At 64.9% G+C, this 22,247-nt stretch carries 21 protein-coding genes; 10 read left to right on the plus strand and 11 right to left on the minus strand.

Annotated features, from left to right (window positions below; genetic code table 11):
- Positions 1-12: 12 nt before the first annotated feature.
- A complete protein-coding gene (ilvD, locus tag AAV94_RS12400; RefSeq protein WP_046742521.1) occupies positions 13-1,731 on the minus strand; it encodes a dihydroxy-acid dehydratase in 1,719 nt (572 codons plus the stop codon).
- 139 nt (positions 1,732-1,870) lie between these two features.
- Here ilvD and AAV94_RS12405 point away from each other — a divergent pair, with 139 nt between their 5' ends.
- A complete protein-coding gene (locus tag AAV94_RS12405; RefSeq protein ID WP_046742522.1) occupies positions 1,871-2,797 on the plus strand; it encodes a LysR family transcriptional regulator in 927 nt (308 codons plus the stop codon).
- An 81-nt stretch (positions 2,798-2,878) separates the two neighbouring features.
- On the opposite strand, the gene AAV94_RS12410 is transcribed toward AAV94_RS12405, so the two are convergent.
- The 4 genes from AAV94_RS12410 to glcD all read right to left on the minus strand — a co-directional run bounded on the left by AAV94_RS12410 (position 2,879) and on the right by glcD (position 8,117).
- Positions 2,879-4,054 (minus strand): porin, encoded by a 1,176-nt coding sequence (locus AAV94_RS12410; RefSeq protein WP_046742523.1) that lies wholly within the window; start codon positions 4,052-4,054, stop codon positions 2,879-2,881.
- A gap of 220 nt (positions 4,055-4,274) precedes the next feature.
- Positions 4,275-5,504, minus strand: a complete 1,230-nt coding sequence (gene glcF, locus AAV94_RS12415; RefSeq protein ID WP_046742524.1) for a glycolate oxidase subunit GlcF — start codon at positions 5,502-5,504, stop codon at positions 4,275-4,277.
- Between the two features lie 10 nt (positions 5,505-5,514).
- Positions 5,515-6,618 (minus strand): glycolate oxidase subunit GlcE, encoded by a 1,104-nt coding sequence (gene glcE, locus AAV94_RS12420; protein WP_046742525.1) that lies wholly within the window; start codon positions 6,616-6,618, stop codon positions 5,515-5,517.
- The gene (gene glcD, locus AAV94_RS12425; RefSeq protein ID WP_046742526.1) at positions 6,618-8,117 is read right to left on the minus strand and encodes a glycolate oxidase subunit GlcD; all 1,500 of its coding nucleotides are present in this window, start codon (positions 8,115-8,117) and stop codon (positions 6,618-6,620) included. The genes glcE and glcD overlap by 1 nt, the downstream gene beginning before the upstream one ends.
- A gap of 188 nt (positions 8,118-8,305) precedes the next feature.
- Between glcD and glcC the strand changes: the two genes are divergently transcribed.
- From glcC to AAV94_RS12440, 3 genes are all read left to right on the plus strand, one after another.
- Positions 8,306-9,136, plus strand: coding sequence for a transcriptional regulator GlcC (gene glcC / locus AAV94_RS12430; RefSeq protein ID WP_084824915.1), 831 nt, complete (start codon positions 8,306-8,308; stop codon positions 9,134-9,136).
- Between the two features lie 87 nt (positions 9,137-9,223).
- Positions 9,224-9,571: a CidA/LrgA family protein gene (locus AAV94_RS12435; protein WP_046742576.1), complete on the plus strand. Its 348-nt coding sequence runs from the start codon at positions 9,224-9,226 to the stop codon at positions 9,569-9,571.
- Positions 9,572-9,575: 4 nt separating this feature from the next.
- The gene (locus AAV94_RS12440) at positions 9,576-10,304 is read left to right on the plus strand and encodes an LrgB family protein (RefSeq protein WP_046742527.1); all 729 of its coding nucleotides are present in this window, start codon (positions 9,576-9,578) and stop codon (positions 10,302-10,304) included.
- A gap of 4 nt (positions 10,305-10,308) precedes the next feature.
- Here the strand turns inward: AAV94_RS12440 and AAV94_RS12445 are convergent, their stop codons facing one another.
- Positions 10,309-11,277: a tripartite tricarboxylate transporter substrate binding protein gene (locus AAV94_RS12445; RefSeq protein ID WP_046742528.1), complete on the minus strand. Its 969-nt coding sequence runs from the start codon at positions 11,275-11,277 to the stop codon at positions 10,309-10,311.
- 114 nt (positions 11,278-11,391) lie between these two features.
- The gene (nadC, locus tag AAV94_RS12450) at positions 11,392-12,261 is read right to left on the minus strand and encodes a carboxylating nicotinate-nucleotide diphosphorylase (RefSeq protein WP_046742529.1); all 870 of its coding nucleotides are present in this window, start codon (positions 12,259-12,261) and stop codon (positions 11,392-11,394) included.
- A gap of 395 nt (positions 12,262-12,656) precedes the next feature.
- Between nadC and AAV94_RS12455 the strand changes: the two genes are divergently transcribed.
- The 6 genes from AAV94_RS12455 (at position 12,657) to purF (ending at position 19,218) form a co-directional block, all read left to right on the plus strand.
- Positions 12,657-13,682: an AbrB family transcriptional regulator gene (locus AAV94_RS12455; protein ID WP_046742530.1), complete on the plus strand. Its 1,026-nt coding sequence runs from the start codon at positions 12,657-12,659 to the stop codon at positions 13,680-13,682.
- Between the two features lie 225 nt (positions 13,683-13,907).
- The gene (locus AAV94_RS12460; RefSeq protein WP_046742531.1) at positions 13,908-14,363 is read left to right on the plus strand and encodes a universal stress protein; all 456 of its coding nucleotides are present in this window, start codon (positions 13,908-13,910) and stop codon (positions 14,361-14,363) included.
- A 129-nt stretch (positions 14,364-14,492) separates the two neighbouring features.
- Positions 14,493-15,854, plus strand: a complete 1,362-nt coding sequence (folC, locus tag AAV94_RS12465) for a bifunctional tetrahydrofolate synthase/dihydrofolate synthase (protein WP_046742532.1) — start codon at positions 14,493-14,495, stop codon at positions 15,852-15,854.
- A 110-nt stretch (positions 15,855-15,964) separates the two neighbouring features.
- Positions 15,965-16,909: an SPOR domain-containing protein gene (locus AAV94_RS12470; RefSeq protein ID WP_046742533.1), complete on the plus strand. Its 945-nt coding sequence runs from the start codon at positions 15,965-15,967 to the stop codon at positions 16,907-16,909.
- 148 nt (positions 16,910-17,057) lie between these two features.
- Positions 17,058-17,621, plus strand: a complete 564-nt coding sequence (locus AAV94_RS12475; protein ID WP_156454433.1) for a CvpA family protein — start codon at positions 17,058-17,060, stop codon at positions 17,619-17,621.
- Positions 17,622-17,706: 85 nt separating this feature from the next.
- Positions 17,707-19,218 carry an amidophosphoribosyltransferase gene (gene purF, locus AAV94_RS12480; RefSeq protein WP_046742534.1) on the plus strand — a complete coding sequence of 504 codons (1,512 nt, stop codon included), beginning with the start codon at positions 17,707-17,709 and terminating at the stop codon, positions 19,216-19,218.
- A gap of 240 nt (positions 19,219-19,458) precedes the next feature.
- Here purF and accD read toward each other — a convergent pair whose 3' ends face one another.
- From accD to AAV94_RS12500, 4 genes are all read right to left on the minus strand, one after another.
- Positions 19,459-20,415, minus strand: a complete 957-nt coding sequence (gene accD, locus AAV94_RS12485) for an acetyl-CoA carboxylase, carboxyltransferase subunit beta (RefSeq protein ID WP_084824917.1) — start codon at positions 20,413-20,415, stop codon at positions 19,459-19,461.
- A gap of 75 nt (positions 20,416-20,490) precedes the next feature.
- A complete protein-coding gene (locus AAV94_RS12490; RefSeq protein WP_046742535.1) occupies positions 20,491-20,691 on the minus strand; it encodes a DNA gyrase inhibitor YacG in 201 nt (66 codons plus the stop codon).
- Between the two features lie 42 nt (positions 20,692-20,733).
- A complete protein-coding gene (zapD, locus tag AAV94_RS12495; RefSeq protein ID WP_046742536.1) occupies positions 20,734-21,492 on the minus strand; it encodes a cell division protein ZapD in 759 nt (252 codons plus the stop codon).
- A 227-nt stretch (positions 21,493-21,719) separates the two neighbouring features.
- On the minus strand, positions 21,720-22,226 hold the full coding sequence (locus AAV94_RS12500; RefSeq protein ID WP_052755046.1) for a DUF192 domain-containing protein: 507 nt from the start codon (positions 22,224-22,226) through the stop codon (positions 21,720-21,722).
- Positions 22,227-22,247 lie beyond the last annotated feature (21 nt).

Here is a 22,247-nt window from a genome sequence, read left to right on the forward strand (position 1 = left end):
GCTCGCTGCCGATCAGATTTCGTCGTAGGCGTCCAGCACCGCGCCCTTGCTGGCGCTGGCGGCGTTGTGGGCAAACTTGGCCAGCACGCCCCTGGTGTAGCGCGGCTCGGGGCGCTTCCATGCCTTGCGGCGCTCGGCCAGTTCCTCGTCGCTGACGTGCAGTTGCAGCAGCAGTTTGTGCGCGTCGATGGTGATGGTGTCGCCTTCATGCACCAGCGCAATGGTGCCGCCTTCGTAGGCTTCCGGGGCGACGTGGCCGACCACCATGCCCCAGGTGCCGCCGGAGAAGCGCCCGTCGGTAATCAGGCCGACGCTCTCACCCAATCCGGCGCCAATCAATGCCCCGGTGGGGGCCAGCATCTCCGGCATGCCAGGGCCGCCCTTGGGGCCGAGATAGCGCAGCACCATCACGTCACCGGCCTTGATCTTGCCGTCCAGAATGGCCTGCAGGGCCGACTGCTCGTCGTCGAACACGCGCGCCGGGCCGGTGATGGAGGGATTCTTGAGTCCGGTGATCTTGGCCACTGCGCCTTCCGGGCTGAGGTTGCCGCGCAAAATGGCCAGATGCCCGTGGGCATAGAGTGGCTTGTCGATCGGGCGGATCACGTCCTGGTCGGCGCGCGGTGTGTCGGGCACGTCGGCCAGCGTCTCGGCAATGGTCTTGCCGGTGATGGTCAGGCAGTCGCCGTGCAGCAGCCCTGCGTTGAGCAAAATCTTCATGACCTGCGGGATGCCGCCTGCACGGTGCAGGTCAACGGCCATGTACTTGCCCGATGGCTTGAGGTCGCAGATCACCGGCACTTTCTGGCGGATGCGCTCGAAGTCGTCGATGCTCCAGTCCTCGATGCCTGCGGCGTGCGCAATGGCCAGAAAGTGCAGCACGGCGTTGGTCGAGCCACCCGTTGCCATGATGACGGCCACCGCGTTTTCCAGTGCCTTGCGGGTGACGATGTCGCGGGGCTTGAGGTCGTTCTTGATAGCTTCGAGCAGGACCTTGGCTGATTCCTTGGCCGAGTTCTGCTTCTCGTCATGCGGATTGGCCATGGTGGACGAGTAGGGCAGGCTCATGCCCATGGCCTCGAAGGCACTGGACATGGTGTTGGCGGTATACATGCCGCCGCAGGAGCCGGTGCCGGGGATGGCGCGGCGCTCGATCTCCTTGAGCTCTTCGTCGCTCATGTTGCCTGCAGCGTTCTGGCCGACGGCTTCGAACACGCTGACGATGTTCAGGTCCTGCCCGTTGTAGCGGCCTGGCAGGATGGTGCCGCCGTAGACGTAGATGGCCGGTACGTTGGCGCGCAGCATGCCCATCATGCCGCCTGGCATGTTCTTGTCGCAGCCGCCGATGACGAGCACGCCATCCATCCATTGGCCGCCGACGCTGGTCTCGATGCAGTCGGCAATGACCTCGCGGCTGACCAGCGAGTACTTCATGCCCTCGGTACCCATGGACATGCCGTCGGAAATCGTTGGCGTGCCGAATACCTGCGGGTTTCCACCTGCTTCACGGATGCCCTCGATGGCCGCGTCCGCCAGCTTCTGCAGGCCGGCATTGCAGGGGGTGATGGTGGAGTGGCCGTTGGCGACGCCGACCATGGGCTTGTTGAAGTCCTCCTCGGTATACCCCAGCGCGTAGTACATGGAGCGGTTGGGCGCGCGCGACTTGCCCTGCGTGATGTGGGCGCTGCGCGCGTTGGCGGGGCGGATGGGGATAACTTTCTTGTCGTTCATGATTCTCGTGGGGGAGCTGTGGGAGCAAGCAAGGAATGCACCGTGCGGCAGGTCGGCTGCCGGGGCATTATTGTCGGCGTGCATGACGCACAAATCCAATTGTTTCTGACACGCAGATTGATATGCTGCGCATATGAATATGGCATCGATTGATATTGATTTGCGTGCCTGGCGGCAATTTGTTGTCCTGGCCGAGGAGTTGCATTTCGGCCGCGCCGCCGAGCGGCTGCACATGACGCAGCCACCGCTGACGCAGGCCATCGCCCAGCTGGAGCGACGCCTTGGCGTGCGGCTGTTTGAGCGTACCAGCCGCAAGGTGGCGCTGACGGCGGTGGCCAGGCAGCTGTTGCCGCAGGTGCAGGCCCTGCTGCTGCAAGCCGAGCGCCTGCCAGCCATGGCGCAGGCCATGCAGCAGGGCACGCTGGGGCAGCTGCGGCTGGGGTTTGTCTCGACCGCAGGCTATGACCTGATTCCGCACTGGGTCCGCCTGCTGCGCGCGCACTATCCCGGTGTGCGACTGTTGTTGCAGGAAGCCACTGGAGACCAGCAGCTGCGCGCACTGCGCAAGGGTGAACTGGATGCGGGACTGATGCTGCATGTACCGGGCAGCCTGCCGCAGGATCTGCAGGCCGTGCCGGTGCGCATGGAGACGCTGCGGCTGGCCATTCCCAGTAGGCATGCGCTGGCGGCAGGCGATGCAGCGGAGCCCGTCGCCGTGTCACAGCTTGCAGGGCAGTGGCTGGTGTCCACCCCGCGGCACATCCTGCCGTCCCTGCACGACGCGCTGGTGCGCCTGTATCGCCAGCATGGCATGGCGTTCGATGTGGTGCAGGAAGCGATTCAGATGCAGACACTCGTCAACTTGGTTTCGGCGGGTCTGGGGTTGGCCTGGGTGCCGCAGAGTGTGCAGGCGTTCCAGCGCGAGGGCGTCGTGTATCGCAGGGTCGCCGCGCAGCACGGCACGCTGCCGTCGCTGGAGTGCAGCCTGGTGTGGTCCGATGCCGCGCCGCTGCAGCCCGCGCTTGAGCCGGTCGTGCAATGGTTGGGCGAGCACCCGCTTGAGTAGCCCGCATGGCACCGCAGCGTTGCTCCGCAGAGATGGGGAACAGAGGCCGTAAGGCCTCCGTAGACGCGTGCCTTGGCAGTCTCAGAACCGGTGACGAATCCCGATGGTGACCCCGGTGCGACTCTTGGCGCCATTGTCCGCGCCGCTGGTGTCGGTCAGCGAAAGGCGATCGCCGCTGAGCTTGGTGTAGTCCACGCCGGCGTAGGCATCGGTTCGCTTGGAGAATGCATAGTTGAGCAGAATGGAGCCGAAATGCGCCTTGCCATCGCCCATTTCGGTGCGGCCGGTCTGGCGGGCGTACCAGTAATGTGCGCCGAGATTGAGCTGTGGCGTGAGCTGGTAGCCCACGCCGACGGTGGCCATCTGCCGCTTGTTGGCAGCAAGAAATGCCGGGCCACTGAAGCCGCCATTGACGGTGCCTTGCCAGAGGCTGCTCAGTGTGGCGTAGTCCACGTTGCACTGAATGTTCGCGCCGCAGTTGGCCTGGCCATCCAGGTTGTGCTTGTTCTCGGCGTAGGCGGTGTTGAAGTACCAGGGACCGGTGCGGTAGGAGCCTCCGAGCGCCCACGCCTTGAGCTTCTTGCCCTCGCTGCCAAAGTCGCGCTCCAGGTAACCGGCACCGATGGCCAGGCCGCCGTCGGCATAGCGCAGGTAACCGCCGCGGGACTTTCCTCCGGTCGAGTACACCCCGGGAACGCCCGGCACCGTGGTGGTGCCCTCACCCTTGAACGTGGCCTGCAGGCTGATGCGGAATTTGCCGAATTCGGCGAGATACTTGACCAGATCGTTGCTGCGCGCGCCCAGCGACATGCCGATTTCGGGCTTGAACACCTCCATGTACGGCGAATAGGGGTAGGAGGCGAAGGTGCTGGTGTAGAGATCGAACAGGGCGTTGTATTGGCGACCCACGGTGAGGCGACCGAATCGGCTGCTTTGCAAGCCCACCCAGCTTTGCTGAAAGCCCGACCCGCTGGGGTGAACGATGCTGCCATCGGTGCTGTTGATGCGCTGCTCCAAATTGGCGATGGCTTTGAGGCCGTTGCCGAGATCCTCGGAGATGTTCAGGCCGATGCGGCTTTGTGACATGCCGCCTCCGACCAGCCCGGTGCGAGAGCTGTCGTGGTTGCCAGCAGGTCCCTCGTTGGTGGTGTGGCGCACTGCTACGTCGATGATGCCATACAGCTGCACGGAGGACTGTGCATACAGCGGCGCGGCAGCGCCTGCAGCCAGCACTCCCAGGGCGAGTGTTTTTTTCATTGCGATGTCTCCTGTAATGGCGGCGTGCCTCGCCGGTCATTGAATTTGGCACGACCGTGCTATTTTTCGCCAGGAGACAGTCTGGGACCAGTGATTTATCGCTATCGTTTTCCCGCAGCTGTGGCGGTATGCGAACGGATGCTATCGGGATAGCCCCTATTGTGGCGCGCCCGCGTGAGGGAAAACACGAGGTTTTCCGAGGCTTTTAATAAACGAGGTCTCAGGCGTGCAGTGCCTCGTCGATAACCTCTATCCAGTGCCGCACGGGCGTGCGTCCAGCGCCATCAAGGTGGCTCTGGCAGCCGATGTTGGCGGTGACGATGCGATCGGGGTGGCCACTCTCGAGGGCATCAAGCTTGTTGTCGCGCAGATTTTTTGCCAGCTCAGGCTGGGTGATGGAGTAGGTGCCCGCCGAACCGCAGCACAAATGTGCGTCAGGCACCGTGGTGAGGTTCAGCCCCAGCCGCGTCAGCACCTGCTGCGCCAGCGCACCGAGCTTTTGCGCATGCTGCAGCGTGCAGGGGCAGTGAAAGGCGATTTTCTCCTCCGATTGGATACGAATGGATTCGAGATCCTGTTGTGCCAGGACTTCGAACAGATCCAGTGCCTTTGCACTGACGGCGCGGGCTTTCTCGGCATACTGCGGGTCATCGCGCAGCAAATAGCCGTACTCCTTGATAAAGGCGCCGCAGCCACTGGCGGTCTGGATGATGGCCTCGGCACCGTGCTGCAGCCTGGGCCACCAGGCATCGATGTTGCGGCGCGCCCGCGCCAGTCCATCCCGCTGACCACTCCACGTGCCGGCATGAAAGTCGACCGCGCCGCAGCAGCCGGCTTCGCGCACCGGCTCGATGCTGATGCCAAGACGGTCCAGCACGCGTGTCGCCGCCGCATTGGTATTGGGTGAGAGGGTGGGCTGCACGCAGCCTTCGAGCATCAGCATGCGGCGCGTGTGGCGAGGCTGCGGACGCTGGCCGGGCGCAGGAATCTGGCGTGGCATCTTGCTGGCAAGGCGGCGTGGCAGCAGCGGTTTGAGGGCCTGACCGGTCCTGAACAGTGCACGGAACAGTCCTGGGCGAGGCAGCGCCTGGCGCAGTCCTTCGTGCAGCAGCCGCTCGCTGGCCGGGCGCCGCACCCGCGCGTCGATGGCAGGGCGGCCAATGTCCAGCAGCTTGTGGTATTCCACGCCGGAGGGGCAGGTGGTTTCGCAGTTGCGGCAGGTCAGGCAGCGATCCAGATGCTCCTGTGTCGCGGCGCTGACCACATCGTGTTCAAGGAACTGCTTGATCAGATAAATGCGCCCGCGCGGGCCATCGAGCTCGTTGCCCAGCTCCTGGTAGGTCGGGCATGTGGCGTTGCAAAAGCCGCAATGCACGCAGTTGCGCAGGATGCGTTCGGCCTCGTCCGCATGGGGCAGGGCGCGGGCAGCGTCGGAGAAGTTGGTTTGCATGGCGTGGGGTTTAGAACTCGGGGTACATACGGCCCGGATTGAACAACCCGTGCGGGTCAAGACGCGTCTTGAGGTTGCGATGCAGCTGCAGCAGCGCCGGTGCGAGGGGATGGAAGGGCAGATTGACGTGGCCGCGGGTGAAGCAGCTAGCATGACCGCCAGCTGCCTGTGCGGCGGCGCGGATCATGGCCGCGTCGGCGTCGCTGCGCAGCCAGCGCTGCGCGCCGGCCCAGTCGATCAGCTGGCTGCCCGGCAGGCTCAGCGGCGGCGCCCAGGCTGGCACCGACAGCCGCCACAATGGCCGCGTATCTCTGGTCGTATCGAAGAACGGCAGGCGCAGCTCACGCAAATCCGCCCACCAGTCGGCTTCGATGGGCTCACCGCCAATGCGCTCGTGCGCGGCGCGCACCGAGCCTTCATTGCCTTCGAAGCGCAGCCGAAGTCGCGTGCCGTCATGGGAGGCAGCCGTGATGGGTAAGGGCTGCTGGCCCCATTCCGCCAGTCTTGCAAGGGCCTGCTCGAGCGGCATTTCCAAGCCCACGCTGACCGTGCAGCGCGGCTTGGGCAGTACCTTGAAGGAAACCTCCGTGATCACGCCCAGACAGCCGAAGCTGCCGGTCAACAGGCGCGAGACGTCATAGCCCGCCACATTTTTCATGACTTCGCCACCAAAGCGCAGGTGGGTACCGAATCCGCTGATCAGGCGCGTGCCGAGCACGAAGTCACGCACCGCGCCCGCCCAGGGGCGGCGCGGGCCGGACAGCCCCGCGGCCACCATGCCGCCCACGGTGGCGTTAGCGCCGAGGGAGGGCGGCTCACAGGGCAGCATCTGGCCGCCTCTGTCCAGCGCGCGGTGCAGTTCGGTCAGCGGTGTGCCGGCCCGCGCGGTGATGACAAGCTCGGTCGGGTCGTAGGCGACGATGCCGCGGTGGCCCCGCACATCCAGCACCTGCGTGGCATGGTCTTGCGCCGGCTGGCGGCCCAGGAACTGCTTGGTGCCGCCGCCGCGAATGGCCAGCGGCTGGCGGCTGGCAATGGCTTGGCGGACTTGCTCTAGCAGCTGCTCGGCCAGATCCTGCCCGGCACCGGCGTCAAACAAGACGGCATTGGGCATCAGAAGCGCTCCAGTTCGGGAAATGGCAGCTGTCCGCCACGAATGTGCATGGCGCCGTACTCGGCGCAGCGCTGCAGCGTGGGGATGTTCTTGCCGGGGTTGAGCAGGCCTTCCTCGTCAAAGGCGGCCTTGACGGCGTGAAAGAAGGTGATCTCGTCGCTGCCGAACTGCGCGCACATCTGGTTGATCTTCTCGCGGCCCACGCCGTGCTCGCCAGTGATGCTGCCGCCGACTTCCACGCACAGCTCGAGGATCTTGCCGCCCAGCTGTTCGGCGCGCTCGAGCTCCCCGGGCGTGTTGGCATCGAACAGGATCAGCGGATGCATGTTGCCGTCCCCGGCGTGAAACACGTTGGCCACGCGCAGACCGTACTGCTGCGAGAGCGCTTCGATGCCCCGCAGCACCCGCGGCAGCTCGCGGCGCGGGATGGTGCCATCCATGCAGTAGTAGTCCGGCGAGATGCGGCCCACTGCGGGAAAGGCGTTCTTGCGTCCGGCCCAGAACCTGGCGCGCTCGGCCTCATCCCTGGCCTGCTGCACCTGAGTGGCACCGGCTTTCCTCAATACGTCATAGACCAGCTGACAGTCTTCGTCCACGTCCGATTCGACGCCATCGAGCTCACACAGCAAAATCGCCTCGGCATCAAGCGGATACCCGGCGTGGATGAAGTCCTCGGCAGCATGGATGGAAAGCCGGTCCATCATCTCCAGACCGCCCGGAATGATGCCGGCGGCGATGATGTCGCCCACGGCGCGGCCGGCTTTCTCGATGTCGTCAAAGCTGGCCATCAATACCTTGGCGACGACCGGCTTGGGCAACAGGCGCACGGTGACTTCGGTGACAATGCCCAGCAGCCCCTCGGAACCGGTAAACAGTGCCAGCAGGTCAAAGCCCGGTGCATCCAGCGCGTCGCTGCCCAGCGTGACGGGCTCGGCGTCGATGGTCAGCATCTCGACCTTCAGCACGTTGTGCACGGTCAGGCCGTACTTGAGGCAGTGCACGCCGCCGGCGTTCTCAGCCACGTTGCCGCCGATGGAGCAGGCAATCTGCGAGGACGGATCAGGCGCGTAGTACAGGCCGTGCGGCTCGGCCGCCTGCGAGATGGCCAGGTTGCGCACACCCGGTTGCACGCGGGCAAAGCGCCCGGCGGGGTTGACTTCCAGAATGCGCTTGAAGCGTGCCATCACCAGCAGCACGCCTTTTTCCAGCGGCAGTGCGCCGCCGGAGAGCCCCGTGCCGGCGCCGCGCGCCACCACCGGCACCTTGCGCTGCCTGCAAATGCGCAGCACGCTGGCGACCTGCTCGATGTGCTCGGGCAACACCACCAACAGTGGCCGGGTGCGGTACATGGACAGGCCATCGCATTCGTAGGGGCGCAGCCGTTCATCCTCGTCGAGGATTTTCAGCGTTGGCTCCGCCGCGCGCAGCGCCGCAGCCAGTGCGTCGCGGTCGACCTCCGGCAGGGTGCCGTCAATGCGTTCGTCGTAGAGGATGTTCATCGTGGGCTGGCTGGCTCCTGCAGGAGCCTCGCATCGTCGTGAGGGCAGCTGCGCATTATGAAGAGCTGGTCTGCCTGCGACAATGAGAAAATCTACTGGTCCTACCAGTTTTCGTATATGCAAAGCGTATATATTTCCCTATATTCTCCAAGCAGTTACGGGTTTTCCCTTATCTTGTTTTTTTATTCATGCCATCTGGTCCTACCACTATAAGTCTCTCGCCTTCCTCCGCGCTGGCTGGCGCAGGGCATGCGATATCCAGGCGTGCCGACCAGGTTGCCGCGTACATCGAGCAATTGGTGGCCGACAGCGTACTCAAGGTCGGCCAGGCACTGCCGTCCGAGCGCCGCCTGATGGAGCGGCTGCACTGCTCGCGCTCAGCCTTGCGCGAGGGTCTGCGCATGCTGCGCGCACGCGGCATCATCCGTACCGAGCACGGGCGAGGCTCGTTTGTGGCTGCCGCCGTGACAACCCAGTCGGTGAACCCTTTGCTGCACTTGTTCGCATCGCAACCGCGCACGCTGTACGACGTGCTGGAAGTGCGTCTGCTGCTGGAGGCGGAAGCGGCGCGGCTGGCGGCCTCGCGCGCAACCGGCGCTGATCTGGTGCTGATCCGGCGGCACTTCGAGCGCTGGCAGGCCGCCCAGCATGCGCCAGCGGGTCAGACACTCAGCGCCGAGGAGCATGCCCGCCGCGACCATGCCTTCCATCGCGCCATCACCGAAGCAGCGCACAACCCGGTGCTGGTGCATACACTGGAATCGCTCAGCGAGCTGATGCTTGCCAGCGTCATGGCATCGGCACACCACCTCTACACGCGGCCGATCTACAAGCAGCAGATCGATCGCCAGCACCAACGCATCTTCCGCGCCGTCATGCAGCGCAAGCCAGAAGCGGCCTATCGTGCAGCGCGCGAGCACGTGCTGTCCGTGCGGGAGAATCTGCGCGAGGTCGATAACGAGGCCGAGCGCCTCACGCGCGCGACGCTGCGCCTGCAGTCCTTCGAGTCGGATGTGTGAGGCGGTCATGAAGGCTGGTCGCGCGCCAACCTCCGGCGTGTGGCAAGCAGAAGTTTTCAGAAACAACGGTGAGGAACCACGATGGAAATCAAGGGATTGCAAGGGCTTGCAGCACTGTTGGTGCTGCAGGTGCTGGGCGAGCTGCTGGCGCGGGCGCTGGCGTTGCCAATACCGGGCCCGGTCGTTGGCATGGTGCTGCTGTTGCCGGCCCTGCAGTGGGTTTGGCTGCGCCAGCGCGTGGCGGTGATCGCCGGTTTTCTGCTGCAGCATCTTTCGCTGCTGTTCGTGCCCGTTGGCGTGGGGGTGATGGTGCATCTGCCGCTGCTGCAGGCCTACGGGTGGCGCATCGCGCTGGTGGTGGTGCTGTCCACCGGCATCGGGCTGGCGGTCACGGCCGCGCTGCTGCACTACTGTCTGCGCCGCAGCGGGAGTTGAGGCCATGCAGGATTTCGTCGAGCTGTGGGTTTATCTCTCTGCCACGCCGCTGTTTGGCCTGACCGCAACGCTGGTGGTGTATCTGGCGATGCTGGCCTGCTACCAGGCGCTGGGGCGCTCTCCGCTGGCCAATCCGGTGCTGTGGACGGTGGTGGCGCTGGCCGGGCTGCTTTCCGCCACCGGCGTGCCTTACCAGAGCTATTTTGCGGGCGCGCAGTTCATTCACTTCCTGCTGGGGCCAGCCGTGGTGGCGATGGCTTGGCCGATGTGGCAGCGCCGTGCTGCGTTGCGGCGGCACGCGGTGGTGCTGATGGTGGCCGCGCTGGTGGGCGGTGCGGCTGCCGGGGGCTCAGCCGTGGCACTGGCCTGGGCGCTGGGCCTGCCGCTGGACGTGGTGCGCAGCATGGCGCCGAAGTCGGTAACCGCCCCCGTGGCCATGGGCATTGCCAGCGCCATAGGAGGAGTGCCGGCGTTGGCTGCGGTATTTGCGGTGCTGACCGGCATCGTCGGAGCGGTGCTGGGCAAGTACATCTTCGATGGTCTGCGCATTCCGCGCGACGAGGCCGGCATGGTGGCGCGTGGCTTTGCGCTGGGCACCGCGTCCCACGGGGTGGGTGCTGCACGTGCGATGGAGGTCAACGCCACGGCGGGGGCCTATGCTGGTCTGGCACTGGGCGTGCAAGTCGTGCTCGCGGCGGTGCTGATTCCGCTACTGGCGCGCCTGCTGGCCTGAGCCGTCACTGGGGGCGCAGCTGCAGGCGGGCCGTCAGCCGCGAGAAGCGCCGCAGATCTGCGCGCAGCAGTTCGGCAAATGCCTCTGGGGACTGCTGCGGACCTTCGGTGAGCGTGTAGCCCAGTGCTTGCAGATCAGCCCGCATCCCGGGCTGCTGCAATGCGTGTGCCAGGATTGCGTTGAGACGCTGGATCACGGCAGGCGGCGTGCCAGCGGGCGCCAGCAGGCCATGCCACTGATCCAGTGCATACCCTGCCACCCCCTGCTCCGCGACAGTGGGCACTTGTGGCAGCTGGGGGCTGCGCGCGGGGGAGGTGACGGCCAGCGCGCGCAGTCGACCGCTGGCCAGCATGGGCGCTGCGCTGCTGGTGGTGACGATGCCCACGCCAACATGGCCGGCTGCCACGTCGGCCAGTGCCGGCCCGCAGCCCTTGTAGGCAACCTGCTGCATCGCTGTGCCGCTGGCAAGGTACAGCATTTCGCCGGCCAGATGCTGCGGCGTTCCCGCCCCGCAGCTGGCAAACAGGATGGGATCGGCCGGTGGGCGACCAGCCTGCAGTAGGTCTGCCAGCGTTTGCAGTGGCGAGTGCGCCGGCACCACGATCACCGAAGGCACGAAGCCGACATTGATGACGGCGGTGAAGTCCCGTGATGGCGAAAAGTTCAGTGGCCCATATACGCCGGGGTTGATGGCAAACGAGCTGTTGACCATCAGCAAGGTGTGCCCATCCTGCTCGGCGCGTGCGACGTGGCTGGCGCCGATGTTGCCGCTGGCACCGGGCCGGTTGTCAACGATGACGGGCTGGCCCAGCGCCGTCTCCAGCACCGCCGCCAGTTTGCGTGCCAACAGGTCCGTGCCGCCGCCCGGCGCGAACGTCACCACGATGGTAATGGGGCGCTGCGGAAAGGAGGCGGCAGCAGCCTCGCCCGCATGGGCGGGAGTGGCGATCAGCCATGCACTCGCTGCCGCCATGGCAGCAGACCGGGCGTGGGCGAGCAGGTTTCGTGTCCATCCGCGTAGGCGGATACGCAGTGGTGCGCGGCTTCGGTTCAACATGAAAATGGTCTCCTTGATCACCTACGGGTGTTACGCGTCCAGCCCGACATCCAGCGTGCGGGCGCTGTGGGTGAGCCAGCCCACGGCCAGCAGGTCAACCCCCGTTTCGGCGATGGCTGCGGCGTTGTCTATTTGGATGCGCCCGGACGCTTCCAGCACTGCGCGTCCGCCGTTGAGCGCCACCGCCTGCTGCAGCGTCGCAACGTCCATGTTGTCAAGCAGCACGATGGGAACCTGCAGTGCCAGCGCCTGCTGCAGCTGCTCCAGTGTGTCCACCTCCACCTCGATCTGCACCATGTGTCCTGCGTGGGCACGGGCGCGTGTCACGGCCTGCTCAAGCCCTCCGGCAATGGCGATATGGTTGTCCTTGATCAGCATTGCATCGTCCAGGCCGAAGCGGTGGTTGCAGCCACCACCGACGCGCACAGCGTATTTCTGCAGCGCACGCAGGCCCGGCAGGGTCTTGCGGGTACAGGTCACGCGTGCGGGGGTATGGGCGATGGCTTCGGCCACCTGTGCGGTGGCGCTGGCCACGCCGCAGAGATGCCCCAGGAAGTTCAGCGCCGTACGCTCGGCAGCGAGAATGGCGCGTGCCGGGCCCTCGATCGTGGCGATAAGACTGCCGGGAACGAGTTGCGCACCATCGCTGAGTGCGGGTTGCCAGCGAAGCTGTGGGTCGTACAGCGTAAAGGCGAGTCTGGCCAGGTCAATGCCTGCCAGCACGCCTGCTTGCCGCGCCGTCAGACGCAGGCAGCTGCGTGCATGCGGCGCGATGACCGCTGCGCTGGTAATGTCCCCAGCGCGCCCGAGATCCTCGCGCAGTGCGTCGCGCACAAGCGGTTCGAGCATCACGTCAGGCAGCGGTGCAAGGTAGGCGTTGGGAAATTCAGAAATGCTCATATTGAGTATTTTGGGCCGCGAAAAATCCGGAACGCATTGGCGATTCCGGCTGAGAATGATTGTAATCTAAATGAGCATAAGTCGTGGATTTTGTCTTCCGCGGGGCAAGGCGCGGGCGGCGGTGCTGCCGTGTACAGCGATGACAAGGCATGGCGCAGGCGATAATGCCGCGCCATATTCAATATTCAGTCCGCCACCCAGCACCTGTTTGCGATGATGGCTTGGCAGCCTCTGCGCGCGACCTGCCAGTGGTGCATCGGCCTTACGATGCCTCGCCGAGTGGCCAGTCAGACGCGCCCCTTGCGTCGCCGTCGCTTAGCGGGTCGATGCGATGCAAAGATCGCGCACAGGCTTTCTGGGCAGTTGTTGCCCTTTGTTGATTCCATTTGCTTTGCATGCCTGCAGCCGCTCGGATTGTCATTGGCCTCCTGCTTGCCCTCATGGGCGCCGGGCTGGCGCTGGCCGTGGGGCTGCCGCTGCCTTGGTTGCTGGGGCCGCTGCTGGTGACGGCGGCCACGCGCATGATGGGCTGGCCGGGGCGTTGTGCAAGGCCGTTCAATATCTTCGGGCGCTGGATGATTGGCCTGGCGCTGGGCCTGTATTTCACACCGGCTGTGATGGCCAGCCTCAAGACGCAGTGGCCGCTGGTGCTGCTGGGGGCCGTCTATGCGCTGGCGCTGGCCGGGCTAGGGTACTGGGTGCTGCGGCGCATGGCGGGGCTGGATGCGGCGACTGCCTGGTTCTCTGCCGCCATCGGCAGTGCCAGCGAGATGGCAAGCATGGCGCAGCGCCATGGTGCGCGGGTCGATCAGGTCGCGTCGGTGCACAGCCTGCGCGTGCTGCTGGTCGTGGTCATCGTGCCGTTCGCATTCCAGTGGTGGTATGGCTTGCCGCCGAATGTGATGGTGGCCGTGCCGGTGCAATGGGGTGGGCTGGCGCTGCTGATGGCGGGCGCTGCCGTAGCGGGCGCCGTGATGCAGCGGCTGGGTGTTCCGAGCGGCTGGATGATGGGCGCGCTGGCATTTGCGGGCGTGCTCTCGGTGGCGGGAATGCCGCTGTCGGGGCTGCCGCCCTGGCTGTCCTGGGCGGGCCAGCTGTGCATCGGCTGGTCGCTGGGCGATCGTTACCACCCCTCATTCCTGCGTTCGGCCCCTCGCCTGATGGCAGTGGTTGCGGGCACCACGCTGGCGTTCATGGCCGTCTCAGTCGTACTGGCGTGGATCGTCACGCAGGTGGTGGATGTACCGCTGGGGACGCTGATGCTGGCGCTGGCGCCCGGCGGCATTGCCGAGATGACGATCACGGCCAAGGTGCTCAATCTGGGCGTGCCGCTGGTGACGGCCATGCATGTGACGCGGCTGGTTGTCGTGGTGATGACGACCGGCTGGCTTTATCGGCATTTTGTGCGGACACGTGCCTGAAACGGTAGCGCCCGGTCGCAGACGCCCGGCGAAGGCCTATGATGCGATGACAGGCTGTGAGCGCCTGGCCACACGCTTCGCGTGCGATGCACCGCCAGCGCCGATTGCGCCTGGCGTCGGGTACGGCAGTTTCCGGCAGTTCCGCGCGGTCCAGGCGAGGGCGTGAACAGACTTGTGAGGATGTTTCGACGCCGATGGGATCCCCCAATACGATCAGGAGATACGATGAAGATACTGCTTCCGGTGGATGGCACCCCCCACTCCGAGGTGGAGGTGCGTTTTGCGTTGCAACTGGTCAGTGAAGGGCTGCGGGCCGAGTTTCTGCTGGCGAATGTGCAGGAGCCGCCGAGCTTCTACGAACTGCTGACTACCCAGGACCCGGATGCACTGCAGGAGGTGGTGCAGGGCTCTGGCGAGGACATGCTGCGCGGTGCCGCGCAGCTTCTTGCGCAGGCGAATGTGCCCTTTACCACGGCAGTGCTGGCTGGGCCTGATCCGGCGACCGCGCTGCTGGATCTGATCGAAGCCGAGGGCGTTGCGATGGTCATCATTGGCGCGCGCCCGATGGGGGTGCTGCGCACGGCGCTGGAGGGTTCGACCTCGCGTCGGCTGGCGCAGTATGCGACCGTGCCGGTGCTCATTCTCAACCCGCCCCGGCAGGACGTGGCACAGCTTGATTGAGCACTCTCGGCGCAAGCTGGCACGGCAATTGGCCAACGCTGGCACAATCGCTTCCTTTTCGTATTCGCGGTAGTGCCGCGGTCAGTGGTTCCATAGGGTGGGGCGCTGGCGGCGAGCGTCGTTCTGACCATGACTGAAGTGTGTTCTGAGGCATCCCGGCAGCCTGCCCGTTTCGCCAGCCTGAACGAGTGGCTGGCGTATTGCGAGCGTATCCACCCGGCGACCATCGAGCTGGGGTTGGAGCGCGCCGCGCAGGTGCGTGATGCGCTGGCGTTAAGGCTTGACTGCGCGGTTATTACCGTGGCTGGCACCAACGGCAAAGGGTCCAGCTGCGCGATGCTGGAGGCCATTGCGCTACAGAGTGGTTATCGCACGGGCGTGTACACCTCGCCGCATCTGGTGCGCTTCAATGAACGTTGCCGTGTGAATGGCGAAATCGTCACCGACGATGCGCTGCTGCCCCATTTCGAGGCTGTGGAACAGGCCCGCTTTGTGGCCGGCGGCAGCAGCGGGCCGGTGTCGCTGACCTATTTCGAATTCACCACGTTGGCCATCGCGCGACTGCTGGCCCATGCGCAGCTGGATGTGGCGATTCTTGAGGTCGGTCTGGGCGGAAGACTGGATGCGACCAATCTGTTCGATTGCGACTGTGCCCTCATCACCAGCATCGACATCGACCACACGGAATTTCTGGGCCCCGACCGTGAGAGCATCGGACGTGAGAAGGCTGGCATCATGCGCGCGGGCAAGCCTGCTGTGGTTGCCGATCCGGTGGCGCCGCACTCCGTCATTGCGCATGCGCAGGCCATCGGTGCCGATTTATGGCTGGCCGGGCGCGATTTCAATTATTCGGGCGATCGCCAGCAATGGGGCTGGGCTGGCCGTGGCAAGCGCATGGCGGGGCTGGCCTATCCAGCCCTGCGCGGAGCCAACCAGCTCGTCAATGCCGCGGGTGTGCTGGCGGTGCTGCAGGCATTGCGGCCGGTGCTGCCGGTAACAGCGCAGGCGATTCGCCAGGGCTTTGCACTGGTGGACGTGCCGGGGCGATTCCAGATCGTCCCGGGTCAGCCAGCGCTGGTGTTGGACGTGGCGCATAACCCGCATGCCGTCGGTGCGCTGGCGGCCAATCTGGATGCGATGGGCTTTTTCCCGACGACCCACGCGGTGTTCGGTGCCATGCATGACAAGGACCTGACCAAGGTCTTTCAGCGCATTGGTCCGCTGATCGACCGCTGGTACTTCACCGACCTGCCATTGGCACGTGCCGAAAAGGCGGCGGACCTGCTCAAGCGGTGGCAGGCCCTGCAGGTGGTGGCTGAACGGCCACGCCAGGTACCGGCACAGGCATTCGCCACTCCCAAAGCGGCTTTGGCGGCTGCGGTGGCGGCTGCAGAGCCGGCTGATAGAATCGTGGTCTTTGGCTCCTTCTATACGGTAGGCGGGGTGGTGGCCGATGGAATTCCCCGTCTTGGTGGCGCGCACGTGGCGTGACCTGGTGCGTGCCGGGTGGGAGTGGCCGCACGCAGGGATGTGCTTTTCTGCGGCGCGCCGGGCGGCCCTAGGGCCAGTTTGTTGTCTGAACCTGGAATTTCTCGCTAGCCATGGCCTTGTTTGAATCGCGCAAAGCCGAGCCGGCCGAGCCCGCCACCAAGCGCGCCTCGCGTCGCGCGGTCGATTCCGTCGATGAGATGCGCAGACGTGCCCGCCATCGTCTCATTGGCGCCTGCGTGCTGGTACTGCTGGCAATCATGGTGTTTCCGCTGGTGTTTGATACCGAACCGCGTCAGATGCCGGTCACTGCCGAGGTGCGCGTGCTCGGGGCTGAAAACGATGCGAGCGGTGGTGCTGCGCCCTCGCAGGTCGCGGTGACGCAGGCGCAGGCAGGCCAGGGGCTCGACGAGGGCGAGGAGCTGGTGGACATGGCCGCGGCGCAAGGCAGCAGTGGCGATGATGCAGCCCAGCCCGTGCCTGCCGCCGCGCCGTCTCCTGCCCCAGCGGTCAGTGTGGCGCAACGTGCTGCGCAGCAGGTGCAGCAGGTGCAGCAGGTGCAGCAGGTGCAGCAGGTGCAGCAGGTGCAGCAGGTGCAGCGTGATGCAGGCGATGCGCAGCCCAATCCCCAGCCGGAGAAACCGGCTACCCAGCCAGAAAGGCCCGCCGAGCCTGCCGTTCGTGCCGCCGCAGTCGTTCCCCCGCCGCCCGTGTCGGCGACTTCGAGCGCTGCCGCGCGGGAGGCCGAGCGCGCGCGCGCCTTGCTGGAAGGTCGTACCGTCGCCAGTGCTGCACCGGCAGCCCAGGCGGCCTCGGGGCGTGCCGAGGAAGGGCGCTTCATCGTCCAGGTCGGGGCATTTTCCGATGAATCCAAGGTCCGTGAAATCCGCACGCGGCTGGAGGCCATGGGGCTGCGCACCTACACGCAGGTGGTGCAGACCGGCTCCACACGGGCCACACGGGTGAGGGTGGGGCCGTTCAACAGCCGGGCCGACGCGGACCGCGCTGCCAAACGCGTTCAGGATGCCAATCTGCCGGCTGCGATTCTGTCACTGTGAACACCGATGTCATGGGTCGGCCTTGCAGGCACCACATCCGTCCACACGCGCCCAGTCGCAGGTCGCTGCGGGGCGTCAGCATCGCGTCGCGGGATGCTGCCATGCCTGCCTATCGGGCAGGCAGCGCCGGGCTGAGAGGTGAGTGGCCATGGCACTGAATGGTTTCGATCTGGCCTTTCTGATGCTGGCTTTCCTGTCGGTGGCATTTGGCGCGTGGCGCGGATTTGTGTTCGAAAGCATCAACGTGCTGGGCTGGGTCGTGGGCTTCTTCGCCGCCATGGGGCTGGGCCCATTGGTTGGCGGCTGGCTGCCCGGCGGCGAGAGTCTTGGCGAAGGGGTGCGGCGTGTGCTAGGCATGCTGGCGGTGTTCGTGGTCGCTATCTTTGTGTCGTCGCTGCTGGCCTCACTGGGGCGGCGGTCTGTGCGGGCGCTGGGCATGGGGGCGGCGGACAGGCTGGTGGGGGCGCTGTTTGGTGTGGCCCGCATCCTGCTGGTTGGCGTGGCCGTTGCCGTGATCGTGCATGCCCTGCAGTGGCAGGATTCGCCCTGGTGGGCCAGTTCCGCCTCCGGACCGTGGCTGGACGTGGCGCGCCAGGAGCTGGCGGCGCTGCTGCCGAGCTGGAAGATCCTGCAGCCGCCCTCTGCTGCGCTGGTGGTGCCGGCTGGCGCCATGCCGCAGGTGTTGCATGGACTGCCGTCCGCATCGCCATGATTCGATAGGCCCGATCAATCCGCTTGCTTGTTCGCTGCAGTGCCTGCAGAAAAATCAGAATCACTTTTGCCTTGGAGTCGCTCTCATGTGTGGAATCGTCGGCGTTGTCAGCCGCAGCCCCGTCAACCAGCTGATCTATGACGCATTGCTGCTGCTGCAGCACCGTGGCCAGGACGCCACGGGCATCGTCACCCAGCTCGACCGCAAGTTCTTCATGCACAAGGCCAAGGGCATGGTGCGTGACGTGTTTCGCACCCGCAACATGCGCGCGCTGCCTGGCTCGATCGGCCTTGGGCAGGTGCGCTATCCGACCGCAGGCGATGCCAACAGCGAGGAAGAGGCGCAGCCGTTTTATGTCAATGCCCCGTTCGGCATCGTGCTGGTGCACAACGGCAACATCACCAATGCCAAGGCGCTGCGCAAGGAACTGTTCCTCACCGATCACCGCCACACCAACACCACCAGCGATTCCGAGGTGTTGCTGAATGTGCTTGCGCATGAGTTGGATCGTGTCACCATCGGTGGGGAGCTCTCCCCCGAGCTGGTGTTTGCCGCCGTGCGGGCCGTGCATCGCAGGGTGCGCGGCTCCTATGCCGTCATTGCCATGATCGCCGGTTACGGCATGCTGGCGTTCCGCGATCCCTATGGCATTCGTCCGCTGTGCATGAGCGCACCACAGGACGACGGCAGCGTGATGTTCGCCAGCGAGTCGGTGGCGCTTGAAGGCACGGGCTTTACCCTCAGCCGCGACATCCGGCCCGGTGAGGCAGTGCTGGTCGATCATGATGGCAAGGCGCATCATGCGCTCTGCGTGGAGCCCGAGACAGCGCAGCTGCACCCCTGTATCTTCGAGTACGTGTATCTGGCGCGGCCCGATTCGGTACTGGACGGGATCTCCGTGTATCGCGCGCGGCTGAACCTGGGCGAGACACTGGCCAAACGGGTGCTGTCGACGGTACCGCCCAAGGATATCGATGTGGTCATTCCCATTCCTGAGTCCAGCCGTCCCAGTGCCATGCAACTGGCCGAGCTGATTGGCAGGCCCTACCGGGAGGGCTTCGTAAAGAACCGCTATGTCGGTCGCACCTTCATCATGCCCGGGCAGAGCGTGCGCAAGAAGTCGGTACGCCAGAAGCTCAACGCCATAGGCAGCGAGTTTCGCGGTCGCAACGTGCTACTGGTGGACGACTCCATCGTGCGAGGCACGACCTCGCGCGAGATCGTGCAGATGGCCCGTGAGGCTGGCGCCCACAAGGTCTATCTGGCCAGTGCCGCGCCACCGGTGCGCTACCCCAATGTCTACGGCATCGACATGCCGACGGCCGAGGAGCTGGTTGCCAATGGTCGCACGGTCGAGCAGATCCGCGAACTGATTGGCTGTGATGCGCTGATTTATCAGGATGTGGAGGCGATGAAGCAGGCGGTCGGCTCGCTCAATCCTTCCATCCAAGGTTTTGATGCCTCCTGCTTCGATGGCATCTACGTCACGGGCGACGTCACGGCCGAATCCATCAGCCAGCTCAACGAGGGCCGCAATCGCGGCGGCTCCGAGGATGAGGTGGACGCATCGCGCCTGACATTGCCCAACGCTTCCTGAGAACCTGCTTGCAGGCTTCTAGGCGTTGCCGCCTGGCTGCCGCTGGGGTTGGAGCCGCCAGTGGCAATTGGGCGTTGCAGATGCGCACTGGGCAATTGGCTCGGCTTGCGCCTCGCATGGCATCCCTGGGCGGGGCAATGCCAAGCATGAAAAAGGTCGCTAGCAATAGCAGGCTCTGCTATCTGCGCCACCGGCAGGCAGGCGCCATGCGGTGGCCTTATCGGCTGCGAGTCGGAGGCTTTACTGCGGCGAGGCGGGCTTGACGGCCGCCGCCTTGGCAGCAGGTGCTGCGGCAGCTGGTTTGGTGGTGGCCGCAGCGATCTCGCTGCGCACGGTGGCAGGCTGGTGCGTGAGGATGGCCAGGTTCTGCGCGATCACGTCACGCAGCGAACGCCGGTCCACGATCATATCGATGGCACCTTTTTCGAGCAGAAATTCGGCGCGCTGGAAGCCCTCTGGCAATTTCACGCGCACGGTCGATTCGATCACGCGCGGCCCGGCAAAGCCCACCAGAGCCTTGGGCTCGGCAATCACCAGATCGCCCATGAAGGCAAAGCTGGCGCTCACGCCGCCCATGGTCGGGTCGGTCAGCACGCTGACGAAGGGCTGGCCCTGCTGGGCAAAGCGCGCCAGCGCCGAGTTGGTCTTGGCCATTTGCATCAGCGACAGCAGGCCTTCTTGCATGCGCGCGCCGCCGGTGGCCGTAAAGCAGATGAAAGGCACCTTTTTCTGTTCGGCAGCCTGTACCGCACGCACGAAACGCTCGCCCACGACGCTGCCCATGCTGCCGCCCATGAAGTCGAACTCGAAGCAGGCAACCACGACGGGCAGGCCATGCACGGTGCCGCCCATGGCGACCAGCGCATCGGTTTCATCCGTGGCCCGGCTGGCTTCCTTGAGGCGCTCGGTGTACTTGCGGCTGTCCTTGAAGCGCAGCGCATCGACAGGCGTGACTTCCTGACCGATCTCATAGCGCTTTTTCTCGTCCAAGAAGGCGTTAAGCCGCGCGCGCGCGCCAATGCGCTGGTGTGCGCCGCAGTGCGGGCAGACGTTGAGGTTTTTCTCGAGGTCGGTGCGGTAGAGCACCGTTTCGCAGGACGGGCACTTGGTCCACAGGCCCTCGGGAATCTGGTGACGCGTCGCGTTTTCGCCGCTTCGGATGAGGCGCGATGGAATGATTTTGTCTAACCAGGACATGCGTGGGTGGAATGGAAAAGCGGCCCATGGCGGGCCGGAGCGACGATTGTAGTCAATTTCACTTTCGGCAAGCCGTCATGGCTCGTCCTCGGTGCGCTCGGGCGGACGGGCTGGAATCCGGAAGGATTCGCTGGCCCAGGCGCCCAGGTCGATCATCCGGCAGCGTTCGCTGCAAAACGGGCGCCAACGGTTGGTGGGTGCGAAAACGCTGGGCTTGCCGCACTGCGGGCACGGCACCTGCAGGGTTTCGGCACGGGAAGGGGAAGGCGTGTTCATGCCAGTTCAGATCGGGGCACGTGTGAAAAAGTCCAGCCTGCGCTATAGCCCGCAGATGGCGACTTCGAGCGAGAGGTCCTTTTGTGTCTGGCTGGGCTTGCCTTCGAGGTTGGGCTCCATGAATCGCACCGAAATCAGCAGCCGGTTGGCGCTGATTTCCGGTGTGACGTCATCACGCGGGTCAATCCACAGGCGCAGCAGCTGAAATCCCCGTGTGGCAGGCAGGTTTTGCTGGAACTGCCCGCGTGTGACTGCCACGCGATGCGCGGTGCCCGTGTCGCGGATGAGCTTGAGCAGCAGGAACACCGTGTCGGCGACCGGTGTGAGGCTGTTGGCCCAGAACTCCAGATCGCGCAGGCGGGTGGCCGAAGGCCGGTGCTTCCAGTGGTGGAACTGCGGCAGATCGAAGTTGCAGGTGCCACCCGGGATGCCCATGCGGCTGCGCACGGCATTGAGCCACTCGTTGTCGCTGATCAGCTGTCCGGGCTTGCCGGCCATGGTGTTCAGGTTCTTGGCGCAGTAGTCGATGCGCGTGAAGATGCGGTCGAGCACGCCATGATCAATGTCGGGATAGTCCTTGTAGATTTGCAGCGCGGCCCTCTGGCGCTCCAGATCCTTGAGCATGTCGGTCTTCAAGTCCGTGCGGCTGGCTACTTCGGTGGCTTCGAAGATGGTCTGCAGCGCGTACTGGTGGTCAGTGACGTCCGAGCGACTGAGCAGCTCTTGCAGGCGCAGCAGCAGGTATTCCAGCCGCAGGTAGGTGCGGATGCGCTCGTTGAATGGGTACTCGTAAAGAATCACGCTGGGGGTGCCGAAAGCGTTTGCAAGACAAAAATGACAGGCTACTGATGATTGCGTCGCAATTTGTTGATCTAGAAGATGAAAGCGTTGCGCGCAGCCGATAAGTCCATTCTAAGCGAATGTGGGCGGGCATCCCAAGCCAGTGCGGCGCGGCAAACGTTCCTGCAAGCATGGCCTAAGAACCTGTCAGGCAGTGCGCGTTCCGCTTGCGCTCGCGTCAAAAATTATTACGGCTCGTTGCGTTTCTTTCCGACGCTGAATGGGCCACCGCGCAGCCTGGCGCCAGCTTCTATCTTGCGCTTGGCGAACCAGCCCTGGTTCATCTCCAGGACATACCGCACCGGCTCGGTCGAGCAATGCTGCTCGGTGGTCATTGGCGCCATGTCGGCAAGATTGACGATGCGCCCGTCATCGGCAACGAACGCGGCCGTGAGGGGCAGCAGGGTGTTGTGCATCCAGAAGCACTGCACGCCAGCACGTTCGAACACGAACAACATGCCTTCCTGCTCGGGCATGTGGGTGCGGTACATCAGGCCGACCTGGCGTTGCAACGGCGTGGCGGCAACTTGCGCGTCGATGCGATACATGTTGACAGAGAGGTCCACGCGTGGCAGGTCCAGCTGCGCTTGCCCGGCAGGCACTGCAGTGGCTTGCGCCAGCGCCAGCAAGGGGCAGCTCAGCAGGGCTGTCAGCCAGGCACGGCAGGAGAAAAGGGGTCGGAAAGCTTGTGTCATGGCCAGGAAAAGGGTGTTCGG

Origin of the sequence: Lampropedia cohaerens (assembly GCF_001005215.1) — a bacterium.
Lineage (GTDB): Bacteria > Pseudomonadota > Gammaproteobacteria > Burkholderiales > Burkholderiaceae_C > Lampropedia > Lampropedia cohaerens.